At 62.2% G+C, this 12,551-nt stretch carries 12 protein-coding genes; 8 read left to right on the forward strand and 4 right to left on the reverse strand.

Annotated features, from left to right (window positions below; all coding sequences use genetic code 11):
• Window positions 1-82: 82 nt before the first annotated feature.
• A complete protein-coding gene (locus tag EN804_RS01035) occupies window positions 83-763 on the reverse strand; it encodes a DsbA family protein (RefSeq protein WP_135880360.1) in 681 nt (226 codons plus the stop codon).
• A gap of 16 nt (window positions 764-779) precedes the next feature.
• Window positions 780-2,600, reverse strand: coding sequence for an extracellular solute-binding protein (locus tag EN804_RS01040; RefSeq protein WP_127278993.1), 1,821 nt, complete (start codon window positions 2,598-2,600; stop codon window positions 780-782).
• Between the two features lie 232 nt (window positions 2,601-2,832).
• Between EN804_RS01040 and EN804_RS01045 the strand changes: the two genes are divergently transcribed.
• Window positions 2,833-3,462, forward strand: coding sequence for an invasion associated locus B family protein (locus EN804_RS01045; protein WP_135864814.1), 630 nt, complete (start codon window positions 2,833-2,835; stop codon window positions 3,460-3,462).
• Between the two features lie 85 nt (window positions 3,463-3,547).
• Here the strand turns inward: EN804_RS01045 and hspQ are convergent, their stop codons facing one another.
• Window positions 3,548-3,871, reverse strand: coding sequence for a heat shock protein HspQ (hspQ, locus tag EN804_RS01050; RefSeq protein ID WP_189343674.1), 324 nt, complete (start codon window positions 3,869-3,871; stop codon window positions 3,548-3,550).
• A gap of 148 nt (window positions 3,872-4,019) precedes the next feature.
• Entirely contained in the window at window positions 4,020-5,234 is a 1,215-nt protein-coding gene (locus EN804_RS01055) for a UbiH/UbiF family hydroxylase (protein WP_135864816.1), read from the reverse strand.
• A 72-nt stretch (window positions 5,235-5,306) separates the two neighbouring features.
• On the opposite strand from EN804_RS01055, the gene EN804_RS01060 reads away from it, so the two are divergent.
• The 7 genes from EN804_RS01060 to EN804_RS01090 all read left to right on the forward strand — a co-directional run bounded on the left by EN804_RS01060 (window position 5,307) and on the right by EN804_RS01090 (window position 12,526).
• Window positions 5,307-6,236 carry a DUF2182 domain-containing protein gene (locus tag EN804_RS01060; protein ID WP_127280771.1) on the forward strand — a complete coding sequence of 310 codons (930 nt, stop codon included), beginning with the start codon at window positions 5,307-5,309 and terminating at the stop codon, window positions 6,234-6,236.
• A 14-nt stretch (window positions 6,237-6,250) separates the two neighbouring features.
• Window positions 6,251-6,865, forward strand: coding sequence for a DUF1326 domain-containing protein (locus tag EN804_RS01065; RefSeq protein WP_135864818.1), 615 nt, complete (start codon window positions 6,251-6,253; stop codon window positions 6,863-6,865).
• Complete coding sequence (pcsA, locus tag EN804_RS01070; RefSeq protein ID WP_127280773.1) at window positions 6,838-7,680, forward strand: phosphatidylcholine synthase; 843 nt, start codon at window positions 6,838-6,840, stop codon at window positions 7,678-7,680. Before EN804_RS01065 ends, pcsA begins: the two co-directional genes overlap by 28 nt.
• Before the next feature lie 27 nt (window positions 7,681-7,707).
• A complete protein-coding gene (locus EN804_RS01075) occupies window positions 7,708-8,685 on the forward strand; it encodes a quinone oxidoreductase (protein WP_135918499.1) in 978 nt (325 codons plus the stop codon).
• Between the two features lie 216 nt (window positions 8,686-8,901).
• Window positions 8,902-10,479, forward strand: a complete 1,578-nt coding sequence (locus tag EN804_RS01080; RefSeq protein ID WP_189524423.1) for an ABC transporter ATP-binding protein — start codon at window positions 8,902-8,904, stop codon at window positions 10,477-10,479.
• On the forward strand, window positions 10,476-11,606 hold the full coding sequence (locus EN804_RS01085; RefSeq protein WP_135864825.1) for an ABC transporter permease: 1,131 nt from the start codon (window positions 10,476-10,478) through the stop codon (window positions 11,604-11,606). The genes EN804_RS01080 and EN804_RS01085 overlap by 4 nt, the downstream gene beginning before the upstream one ends.
• A complete protein-coding gene (locus tag EN804_RS01090; protein WP_135918501.1) occupies window positions 11,606-12,526 on the forward strand; it encodes an ABC transporter permease in 921 nt (306 codons plus the stop codon). Before EN804_RS01085 ends, EN804_RS01090 begins: the two co-directional genes overlap by 1 nt.
• The last annotated feature ends 25 nt before the right edge of the window (window positions 12,527-12,551 follow it).

Below are 12,551 nucleotides of genomic sequence, written 5' to 3' on the forward strand. Positions count from 1 at the left end.
CCTTGATGTCCGATTCATGGCGTGCGGAGCTCAGTTTGCTCACGCAACGCCTGCTCTTGCTATCGGCGCGGGGATGGCTGGCTCAGCCGGCCTTTTCCAACTCGCCACGCGCCTTGGCGGCCGCTACCTGACGGATCGCATCAGCCAACGTGTCCGCGTCCTGCGCGCCCATCACCGCATATTTGCCCTCGAGCAGGAAGCACGGCACGCCTGTGATGCCCATGCGCGACGCGGTGGCGATTTCCGTGCGAACCGCTTCGACATCGGCATCGCTCGGCAACAGCGTTTCAACAACAGATGCATCCATGCCGGCCTCGCGGGCAGCTTCGACCAGCACGGTGTGGTCGCCGATGTTGGCGCCTTCCTCGAAATTCAACTGGAACAGGCGGCGCACCAGCCGGTTCTGGACGTCCTCGCCGGCGGCCCCGGCCCAGCGGATCAGCCGATGCGCATCGAGCGTGTTCGGCGCCACCTTGATGGCATCGAAGGCAAAGGAAATGCCCTCGGCTTCGCCAAGCGGTTCGATGCGGGCGTGAATTTCGCGAATGCGCTCGTCGCTGCCGAACTTGGCCAGCATGTATTCGTGGCGGTCCTTGCCTTGCGGCGGAATGGTCGGATCGAGCTGGAACGGCCGCCAGCGTATGTGCACTTCGACATCACCGGCAGCCGCCACCGCCTTGTCCAGCCGCTTCTGACCGATGAAGCACCACGGGCAGACGACGTCCGACACCACATCGACGGTTATGGCGTTCGCTTCGCTCATCTCTATCTCCGGATCTTCAGTTCGGTTTGCGCCACCAGGTCGGCAGCTGATAACCGAATATGGGCGTCTTTCGCGGATGTTCCAGATAATTCCAGTAAGCAAGCCACTGTTGCGTGTTGTACTGCATCGGCACCAGGTAATTGCCGGAGATCAGCAGCCGGTCGAGCACGCGGACAGCGGCGACATAATCCTCCTTCGAACGGGCTCGCAGCATTGCGTCGATGGCCGCATCGATCGCCGGATCGGCGACGCCGGCGAGATTGAACGATCCTTCGGTCCTGGCCGCTGCGGACGACCAGCGCCCGATCTGCTCGATGCCGGGGGACAACGAGTTGTTGAAACCGCTGGAGCCGATCAGCACCTCGAAATCGAAACGCTGCTTGCGCGACTGGATCTGGTCGCCGTCCAGGCTGCGTATGCTGACGTTGATGCCGATCTTCTCCAGTGTACGCTGATAGATGCCGGCCAGGCGCTCTTCGTCCTGCGATGCGGTCAGTATCTCGAAGCCGAAAGGTTTGCCGTCGGGATCGAGCATCGTGCCATTATTCACGTGGTAGCCGATGCTTTTCAGAAGATCGAAAGCGGTCTTCAGCACCTTGCGGTCCTGGCCAGAACCGTCCGTCACCGGCGGTTTCCAGGTGCCGTCCATGACGTCGGCCGGCACGCGGCCGGGGTAGGGGGCCAGAAGCGCCTTTTCCCTGTCGTCAGCCGGATGGCCGAGCGCTGAAAGCTCGGAATTCTGCCAATAGCTCATCGTGCGGGTGTACTTGCCGCCGAACAGATTCTTGTTGGCCCATTCGAAATCATAGAGCATGCCGAGTGCGCGCCGAACCACCGGGTTGGAAAATTTCGGCAGTCTCGTGTTGAACAGGAACCCGGTCACGACGGGCGGGATGCCGGTGTCGAAGGTTTCAGAGATCACGTCGCCTCTATGGAAGGCGGGAAAGTCGAGATCGCGCTCGCGTTTCACCGGGTCGCCGTCGTCGTCGATGGCGCAAAGCCCCTTCTTGAAGGCTTCGAGCTTGGCGTTGGCGTTGAGAAAATACTCGATGGTGATCTGGTCGTAGTTGTCGAAACCGCGCTTGGCGGGAACGTCCTTGCCCCAGTAGTCGGGGTTGCGCTTGAAGACGATGCGCTGGCCGGGCGTCACCTGTGCGATCCTGTAGGGACCGCTGCCGATCAACGGCTTCAGTGTCGTCTTGTCGAAAGTATCGATGTCGAAAGCGTGCTTGGGGATGATCGGCGTCAGCGCGATGATCAGGGGAAACTCACGATCGGCCTTGTCGTTGAAGGTGAAGCGCACGCTATGGTCGCCGGTCTTTTCGAGCTTGGCGATCCTGGCCATGCGGTCGCTGTAGGGTGGCCGGCCCTTCTGCGTATAGGCATCGTAAGTGAACAGCACGTCTTCCGGCGTTACCGGCTGACCATCCGACCATTTGGCATTCGGGTTGAGGTGGAACTCGATGCTTCTGCGCTCGGCATCCATGTCGGCGGTGTCAGCCAGAAGTCCGTAGAGAGTAAAAGCCTCATCGGCACTGCGCTGCAGCAGCGGCTCGAACACCAGATTGCCGAAGATCGTGTCCATCATGCCGCGCGCCGTCGTGCGCAGGCTTTTGAGGATGAAGGGGTTGAGATTGTCGAAGCTGCCGACGACGCAATAGGTGATGCTGCCACCCTTCGGCGCGTTGGGATTGACGTAGCTGAAATGGGTGTAGTCCGGCGGCAGGGCCGGTTCGCCCTGCATCGCAATCGCGTATTTCGGCTCCGACAACGCCGGTGGCGACGACAGGGTGAAAAACGATAGTGCGGTGACCAGCCAAACAAGAACGCGGCCCATGACCGTCTCCTTAACAGGTCGGCTTGATGATTCGATCCGCACCCTAGCATGGGGCAACTGCGTGGCGGCCAATGGCGTCGTCAAGAATTACAAGTGAGCGGGCTGGATTCGACGCCGCTTGCAGTGTAACACGCCGTCCGAAGTCATTCTGTTGCCTCATTTTGGCAACAGGTAGCTGGACCACACGGCACGAAAAAGCCGGTCCCGGGATCATTGAGAGGAAGTGCACGACATGACGAGCCTGAACAGCAACGCGTACCGCCTGTCGGTCATGGCCGCAGGCGTGGTTGGCTTTCTCGGCGCAGGACTTCCCTCTGCTTCCGCCCAGCAGCAGCAGCAGATACCGCAGGGCTGGTTCAAGGCCTGCACCAAGCAGGAAGACGTCGACATCTGCAACGTCCAGAACATCGTCACCGCTGGCAATGGCCAGCTTGTCACCGGCGTCAGCCTGATCGAGCTCAAGGGCAAGGTGAACCGCAAGGTGTTCCAGGTGACGGTCCCGACCGGTCGCCTCGTGCCTCCCGGCATCGGCTTGCAGATCGACACCGGCAAGGCGCAGAAGCTCGACTATGTCATCTGCTTCCCGGATCGTTGCGTGGCGGAAGTGCCGCTGACCGACCAGCTCGTCGCCTCGTTCAAGAAGGGTCAGGGGATCACGCTGACCTCGATTAATTTCCAGAACCAGGCCAACCCGATTAAGATCGCGCTGCAGGGCTTCAGCGGCGCCTATGACGGCCCCCCGCTGCAGCAGTCGGACATCGAGGACCGGCAGAAGAAGCTCCAGGATTTCGTCGCCAAGAACAACCAGGACTTCGCCAAGAAGCTCAAGGACGAGCAGGATAAGGCGAAGACCGCCAACTGATCCGGCGTCGACTCATTATCGTGTCAAAAAAAGCGGGGTCATGCCCCGCTTTTTTCATTTCTGGCTGTACCCGGCATGCCGGAAGTCAGTGCTTGGACTGCCGTTTCGGCGCGTAGCGCCCGTCCGGCTTCTTGTCGAACATTTCCTTGATCTGCGGATGGCGGACGGGTTCTCCCGACTGATCCTCGAGCAGATTCTGCTCGGACACATAGGCGATGTATTCGGTTTCCGAATTCTCGGCGAGCAGGTGGTAGAACGGCTGGTCCTTGCGCGGCCGTACGTCGGCGGGGATGGCGTCGTACCATTCGTCGGTGTTGGCGAATTGCGGATCGACGTCGAAAATGATGCCTCGGAACGGGAACAGCCGGTGACGAACCACCTGTCCGATCGCGAATTTGGCCGTTTTCATCGCACTCACCACTGAATTCCTTGACTTTATTTGGCGCAGACTCCGCATCAATTCAATCCCAAGCGTCTGAGCGCCTCAAAAATACGTGGAATGCGCAACAAAGGTTTTTGATGAACGTCGCGATACCGCGGCAAATTCCGCAGAATCGCTACCGCTGCCGCGTCGGCTTCCGAGGGCCACCTGCAAGCGCCGCAAAGCCGCTGCCAGGACGAAGCCCTTCGCGCATGAAGAAAGCGCGCAGAGGTGCAAAGCCGCCGAGCACGCCGAGGCCGGCGCCGCGCGCCATCTGTGCGGGCAACATGTCCGAAAGCAGCGATATGTTGAGCAGATTGACCGCGCTGCTGCGCGCCAGAATATCGGGCCGGCGCTTGAGATCGTATACAGCAAGGGTAGCGGCAGCCCCCGGATCCTCACGATTTTCACGCGCGATTCCAACCAGATCGTCGATATCCCTGATACCCAGGTTGAGGCCTTGCGCGCCGATCGGCGGGAACACGTGCGCCGCTTCGCCGACAAGCGCCACCCGCTGCGCCGCGAAACGCAGGGGGGTCACCGTCGACAAAGGATAGATCTGGCGGCCCGGCTCCACGGTTACCCGCCCCAGCATCGACTGCATCTGCCGTTCGACCCGCAGCGAGAGCATTGCGTCGTCCAACGCGGCAAGCTCCTTCGCGGTCTCAGGTTTGACCACCCAGACAAGGCTGGAACGATTGCCCGGCAGCGGCACCTGCGTGAAAGGGCCGGTCTCGGTATGGAACTCCGTCGAGGTGAAGCCATGTTCGCGGCTGTGGCCGAAATTGAGGACGAGCGCCGCCTGAGGGTAGGCGCGCGCCGCCGTCGAGATGCCCGCGGCCTCGCGGGCCGGCGACAGGCGGCCATCGGCAGCGACCGCAAGCGACGCATCGATCTCGCTGCCGTCGACCAGCGCGGCATGAGCTTTGGCGGCGCCGAGATGCCAGGCCTTCACCATCGATCTGCGCCATTCGATCCCGGAATGCGCGGCCACCTTGCCGGCAAGCGCGGGTCCAAGGACGCCGTTGGGCAGGTTCAGGCCGAACCGTTCCTCGTCGATCTCGCTGGCGCGGAAAATGACGACGGGACTGCGGATCAGCCTGCCGGTCGCATCGACAATACGCATCACCTTCAAGGGGGCGGCCTTGGGCTCGATGTCCTCGAGCACGCCCAGCCGTTCGAGCACTTTCAGGGCAGGCGTCATGAGCGCCGTGGTGCGACCGTCGGGAGCCGAAACCTCAGGCCCGGCAATCGTCACCGGAAAGCCGGCATCGGCGAAGGCAAGCGCGGCGATCAATCCCGCCGGCCCGGTGCCTGCGATCAGTATCCGCGCTGTTTCCTGATGCTCCAAGATCGGCTTCCGGCTTGCTGTGCGAGGCGGCCATCAGGCCTGCCCAGTCGAGAGACGCATATAGGGCAGATCATGCGGCTTGATCAACGCGGCGATTCGGCCCATTCGAGTGTCATGACCGGCCAACAGGACGATTTCAGCCACCTCGACCGCGCCGGCCGCGCCACGGCAAACGTCGCGCGCAAGCCGCGCTGGACGGTCAACGTCGTCGTCGGTGCAAGCATCGCACTGGCCTGGCTGCTGCTTGCCGCGATGGCGATTCGCGGCGCCGAGGCCCAGATCGGCGCGCCAGGCGACACTTTGTTGCGTAACTTGCCGCAACTGCCGTTACCGGCCGTGCTCGAACGGTTCTTCGTACTCTGCCTTTCACCTGCGCCGCTGGACGCTAGCATCGGCCCGCGTACCCTGGCGCTCATCCTCATGTGGTTTCTCATGGCGATCGGCGCGATGCTGCCATCCGCGGCGCCAATGATCCGCACCTATTGCGAGATCGCCGATACGGCGCGGATCAAGGGGGAGCCAGTCGTCCATCCGCTGGTGCTGGTTGCCGGCTACCTCAGCGTCTGGCTTGCCGCCTCGATGCTGTTTGCGGCAGTGACACTTGCCGTCCACGCATTCGCCGCCACGGGAGGGATATTCGATCCGCTGCTTGGCGCTGCCGGTGGGCTCGCCTTGCTGGTTGCCGGCCTCTACCAGTTCAGCGGCCTCAAGGAGGCCTGCCTGAAGAAATGCCGGAATCCGTTCTCGATCCTGTTTTCGAACTGGAGCGCGAGAACCGTCCGCGTCTTCCAGCTCGGCGTCGCGCAAGGCATCTGGTGCCTCGGCTGCTGCTGGGCATTGATGCTGGTGATGTTCGCAGTCGGCGTGATGAACGTCTTCTGGATGGCGCTGATCGGCGTGTTCACCCTGATTGAAAAACAGACGACGGGCAGTCTTCCAACCCGGCTGGCTGGTGCGATACTGCTTGTCTGGGCAGCCGCGCTGCTAGTAGTCTCGCTATGAGTGGGGGAAATTCGATGGCAGATCAGAGCTGGGCAATGAAAGGAGAGCTCGTACTCTCCTGCAATTGCACGGTTTTTTGCCCTTGCGTGCTGTCGCTTGGCAACCATCCTCCGACCGAAGGTTACTGCCAGACCTGGGCGGGTTTTCGTATCGACGCCGGCCATTTCGGCGAGGTCGACCTCTCCGGTCTCAATCTTGGGCTGATCATGGAAATCCCCGGTTACATGAGCCGTGGCAACTGGACCGCGGGCCTGTTCATCGACGTCAGGGCCTCTGTCTACGCGGTCAAGGCCTTGACCAAGATATTCACCGGCAAAGCCGGCGGAACGACGTCGCTGCTCTCGATCCTGGTCGGCAAATTCCTGGGCGTCGAACAGGTGCCGATCACCTACGAGACGCGCGACAAGACGCGTATTTTCCAGATACCCAGGATTATCGACGGGGCGGTCACACCAATCGCGGGCAAGGACCGCGAGAAGGATACGGTGATCACGAATTCCGAATACTGGATCGCGCCGGAGATCATCGTGGCCAGGTCCGACAAGAGCAAGATGCGGGCCTTTGGCCGCAACTGGAATTTCGCCGGCCGCTCGGCCGAGATATGCAAGCTGGATTGGCGGGGCCCGTGAGGAAGAACACAAAGGCCCGCAAGATCGCCGAGAAGATCACGGAACGGATTCCGCGACCGAAGAAGAAGGTCACTTGGCCGCAGGCGCGCGCGTTTTCGGTGCATCTGCTGACCGCTTCCGGTTCGTTCCTGGCTTTCCTGTCGCTGGTGGCGGCGAGCGAGGAGCGCTGGACGGCCATGTTCTGGTGGCTGGGGCTGGCGCTGTTCGTCGACGGTATCGATGGGCCGATCGCCCGAAAGCTGGAGGTCAAGGAAATCCTGCCGACCTGGTCGGGCGAACTTCTCGACAACATTATCGACTATGTGACCTACGTGCTGATCCCGGCCTTCGCGCTCTATCAGCGCGGTTTCATGGGCGAAGGCCTGTCGTTCCTGTCGGCGGCGATCATCGTGGTCTCAAGCGCGATCTACTACGCCGACACCGGCATGAAGACGAAGGAGAATTTCTTCAAGGGATTCCCGGTGGTCTGGAACATGGTGGTGTTCACGCTGTTCGTTATCGAGCCGGGACAATGGGTTTCGTTCGCCGTGGTGGTGGTGGCCGGCATTCTGACTTTTGTGCCGATAAACTTCATCCATCCGGTGCGGGTGAAGCGGCTGCGGCCGATCAATCTCGGCATGACGCTGTTGTGGTGCGCCTTCGGCGCGCTTGCGCTTGCGCAGGCGGCGCTCGCCGCCTTCTACGACGAGATCGGCGTGCTGGGTGAGCAGGTCAGCACTTTTACCAAGATCGGTATTACCATCACGGGGCTCTACCTGGCCTGCATTGGCGGCATTATGCAGTTCTTTCCAAAACTCGGCGCCAAAAAGGCCTGATCAGCCGCTCTTCAAGGAATCCTGTCCATGTCCAAAGCCATCCGAATCCACGCCAATGGCGGCCCCGAAGTCCTGACTTACGAGGACACCGATCCCGGCCAGCCCGGTTCGGGGCAGATCCTGATCAAGCATACCGCGATCGGTCTCAACTTCATCGATGTCTATCATCGCTCGGGCCTCTATCCGCCGCCCGGCGGATTTCCGCTCATTCCCGGCAGCGAAGCCGCCGGCGTGGTGCTGGAAGTCGGCCAGGGCGTCGACTGGTTGAAGCCGGGCGACCGGATTGCCTACGCCGTGACGACGGGTGCTTATGCGCAAGAGCGCGTCATCGATGCCAGCAAGGTCGTCAAGGTGCCGGACGGCATCAGCGACGAACAGGCCGCCGCCATGATGCTGAAGGGCATGACCGCGCAATATCTCCTGCGCCGGACCTTCAAGGTCAAGGCAGGCGACACGATCCTGTTTCATGCCGCGGCTGGTGGCGTCGGGCTCATTCTAGGCCAATGGGCAAAACACCTCGGCGCAACGGTCATCGGCACCGCCAGCTCCGCCGACAAGATCGAACTGGCCAAGGCACACGGCTTCGACCATGTCATCAACTACAAGGAGCAGGATTTCGTCGCCGGCGTCGCCGCCATCACCGGCGGCAGGAAATGCGACGTCGTCTACGATTCCGTGGGTAACGACACATTCCCGGCCTCGCTCGACTGCCTGAAGCCGCTCGGCATGTTCGTCAGCTTCGGCCAGTCCTCGGGACCCATCCCGCCGTTCTCGATGTCGCTGCTGGCGCAGAAGGGCTCGCTGTTCGCAACGCGGCCGACACTGTTCGTCTACAATGCAAAACGCGAGGACCTCGATGCCTCCGCCGCCGCATTGTTCGAGGTCGTGCTCAGTGGTGCCGTCGAGATCAAGATCAATCAGCGTTATGCGCTGAAAGACGCGGGCAAGGCGCATCAGGATCTTGAGGGACGCAGAACGACAGGCACGACCATCCTGGTTCCCTGACGATAGTCTGCCTTGGTTTTCAGCGTCCCGCCGCAGCCGCGGGCTTGGTTTGCACGAAAAGTCGGCCAGCCACATGCTTGTGCGAGGCAGGCTGATCTTTGCCCTTGAGTTTCCGCTGAAATTCTTGAAGCTCTTTCAAGTCGGGTGCTGCTTTCGCACGAGAGCCGGCCGCGCATACGATGCTTGCGGGAACACAGAACATGTCCGGCAATCCGGATGGGAGGCACTGTGAGTGCAAATCATGATGGAGCGAACCTGCTCGAGGTTCGTGGCCTGACCAAGATATTCGGCACGCTGACGGCGTGCGACCATATCGACCTCAACATCGCCAAAGGTGAGATCCACGCTTTGCTCGGCGAGAACGGCGCCGGCAAGTCGACGCTGGTCAAGATGCTGTTCGGCTCGCTCGAGCCCAATTCCGGCGAGATTTTCTGGAACGGCCAGGCGGTGCGGATCACCAGCCCGGGCGTTGCCAAGAAGCTCGGCATCGGTATGGTGTTCCAGCATTTTTCGCTGTTCGAGGCGTTGACGGCCGCCGAGAACATCGCGCTGTCGCTGGATGACGGCTCGCCGATCAGCAGCATCGCGGCCAAGGCGAGGGCGCTTTCCTACAGCTATGGCCTGCCGCTCGATCCGGAATCGCTGGTCGGCGACCTTTCGGTCGGCGAGCGCCAGCGCATTGAGATCATCCGTTGCCTGCTGCAGACGCCGCAACTCATCATTCTGGACGAGCCGACATCGGTGCTGACGCCGCAGGAAGCCGACAAGCTGTTCGAGACGCTGGAGCGGCTACGTGCGGAAGGCAAATCGATCCTCTACATTTCGCACCGGCTCGAAGAGGTCAAACGCATCTGCGACCGCGCCACCGTGCTGCGGCACGGCAAGGTGGTCGGCCACTGCAACCCGCGCGAGGAGACCGCCTCATCGCTCGCCCGCATGATGGTCGGCAGCGAGGTGCAGGCTGTGGTGCGGGCGCCGGTCGAGGGGATCGAGACCGCGCAGCCGCTGCTCGAAATCCGCGGCCTCAGCCGCAAGCCGGCAACGCCGTTTTCCATTCCTCTCAAGAACATCAGCCTCAATGTCCGCGCCGGCGAGGTGATCGGCATTGCCGGCGTCGCCGGCAATGGCCAGGGCGAGTTCTTCGAATCCGTCTCCGGCGAGGTTTTGCAGCAGGATGCCGCCTCGGTGCGCATCCGCGGCAAGGACGCCGGCGGCCTCACCATCACCGGGCGGCGCCTGCTGGCAGCGGCGTTCGTGCCGGAAGAGCGCCTTGGCCATGGAGCGGCACCGCGCATGAAACTCTCGGAAAACCTGCTGCTGTCGCGCCATGCCACCGACGGCAAGGCTTTTGTCGGCACCGGCGGCATGGTCAAGAGCGGCGCCGTCTACGCGGCATCGCAACGCATCATCGAAGCGATGGATGTGCGCAAGAGCGCGCCGGATCCCGAAGCGGCGGCACTTTCGGGCGGCAATCTGCAGAAATTCATCGTCGGCCGCGAGCTCGACCGCCGCCCAAGCGTGATGGTGGTGAACCAGCCGACATGGGGCGTCGACGCCGGTGCCGCGGCGCACATCCGCCAGGCCTTGATCGAGCTCTCTCGCAGCGGATCGGCCGTACTGGTGATCAGCCAGGATCTGGACGAGCTGTTCGAGATATCGGACGCGATCGCGGTCATGCACAATGGCGAGCTCTCGAAGCCGATGCCGATAGCCGAAGCGACTTTCGAGAAGGTCGGCTTGCTGATGGGCGGCGCCGAACCCGGCCACGCCGAACATACGCTGGAGACGGCATGATGCGCCTCGAACTCGTCAAACGCCCGCAGCGCTCGGCGCTGTTTTCGATGCTGTCGCCGTTCATCGCCTTCGCGCTGACCATCATTGCCGGCGCCATTATGTTCGCGCTGCTCGGCGTCAACCCGCTCAACGCGTTCCATATCTACTTCATCGAGCCGATCAGCCAGGTCTGGCAATTGCACGAGCTGGCGATCAAGGCAGCCCCCCTGATCCTGATCGCGGTCGGCCTGTCGGTCTGCTACAAGGCCAACATCTGGAACATCGGCGCCGAAGGCCAATTCATTTTCGGTGCCATCTTCGGCTCCATCATTCCGGTGCTGTTTCCGCAATTCGAAGGCCCGCTGGTGCTGCCGCTGATGCTTCTACTCGGCATGGTCGGCGGTGCGGCCTATGCTGCGATCCCGGCCTTGCTGAAGACCCGGTTCTCCACCAACGAAATCCTCACCAGCCTGATGCTGGTCTATGTCGCGCAACTCTTCCTCGACTGGCTGGTGCGCGGGCCGTGGCGCGATCCGCAGGGACACGGCTTTCCACAAACGATCCAGTTCGGCGACTCGGCGGTGCTGCCGGAACTGATGCCCGATGCCGGGCGTGCCAATTGGGGCTTCGTCTTCGCCCTTGTGGCAGCGGTGCTGATCTGGATCCTGATGGGCCGCATGCTCAAGGGTTTCGAGGTCCGCGTGCTGGGCTCCAGCCCGAGAGCAGGGCGCTTCGCCGGCTTTGGCCTCAACCGCATGGTGTTCTTCGCCTTCCTGCTGTCGGGTGCGCTGGCCGGCCTTGCCGGCATCTCGGAAGTCTCCGGCGCCATCGGGCAATTGCAGCCCGTGATTTCGCCCGGCTATGGCTTCACCGCCATCATCGTGGCCTTCCTCGGTCGCCTCAATCCGCTCGGCATCGTCGCCGCCGGCCTGGTGCTGGCGCTGACCTATCTCGGCGGCGAGGCGGTGCAAAGCGCGCTCGGCATTTCCGACAAGGTGGCGAGGGTGTTCCAGGGCATGCTGCTGTTCTTCGTGCTCGGCTGCGACACGCTCATTCATTACCGCATCCGATTGATCGGCCTGGCGCTGACCAAACAGGAAGCCCCCGCGAAGCTCGAGGCCGCGCCAAAGTTGAAGGAAGCCCGCTGATGGACATTACCGTCAACATCCTCCTGACCATTGCCACGGCGGCGACGCCGCTCTTGATCGCGGCGATCGGCGAACTGGTGGTCGAACGTTCCGGCGTGCTCAATCTCGGCGTCGAAGGCATGATGATCATGGGTGCCGTCGGCGGCTTCGGGGCCGGCTACCTGACCGGCTCGCCCTGGATCGGCCTCCTGGCGGCAATCATCATGGGAGCAGTTTTCTCGCTGCTGTTCGCCGTCATGACGCTGTCGCTGGCCACCAACCAGGTGGCGACCGGATTGTCACTGACGCTGCTCGGCCTCGGCCTCTCCGGCATGATCGGAACGCGCTTCGTCGGCCAGCCTGGAGTCCGGCTCCCCAACCTTGATATTCCCGGCCTCAGTTCGCTTCCGATCGTGGGCAAACTGCTGTTTGGCCAGGACCCTGTGTTCTATATTTCGATCGCGCTGACGGCCGCGGTGATGTGGTTCCTGTTCAAGACGCGTACCGGGCTGACGCTGCGCTCGATCGGCGACAGCCACACGTCAGCGCATGCGCTTGGCATCAAGGTCATCCGCTACCGCTACCTCGCGGTCATCTTCGGCGGCGCCTGCGCCGGTCTTGCCGGCGGGCATCTGTCGCTCGTCTATACGCCGCAGTGGGTCGAGAACATGTCCGCGGGCCGCGGCTGGATCGCGCTCGCACTGGTGGTGTTCGCATCCTGGCGGCCGTGGCGGGTGCTGGCCGGCGCCTACATCTTCGGCGCGGTGTGGATCGGCCAGCTTCATGCACAGGCTTTTGGCATTCCGGTGCCCTCGCAGATGCTTTCTTCTCTGCCCTATCTGGCAACCGTCGTGGTTCTCGTTCTAATCTCGCGCAACAAGCGTCTGACGATGATGAACACGCCGGCATCCCTGGGGCAGCCATTCGTTCCGGATCGTTGACAACAAGAACAAGACGGGAAGCTCC

Source organism: Mesorhizobium sp. M8A.F.Ca.ET.161.01.1.1, assembly GCF_004792105.1.
GTDB lineage: Bacteria > Pseudomonadota > Alphaproteobacteria > Rhizobiales > Rhizobiaceae > Mesorhizobium.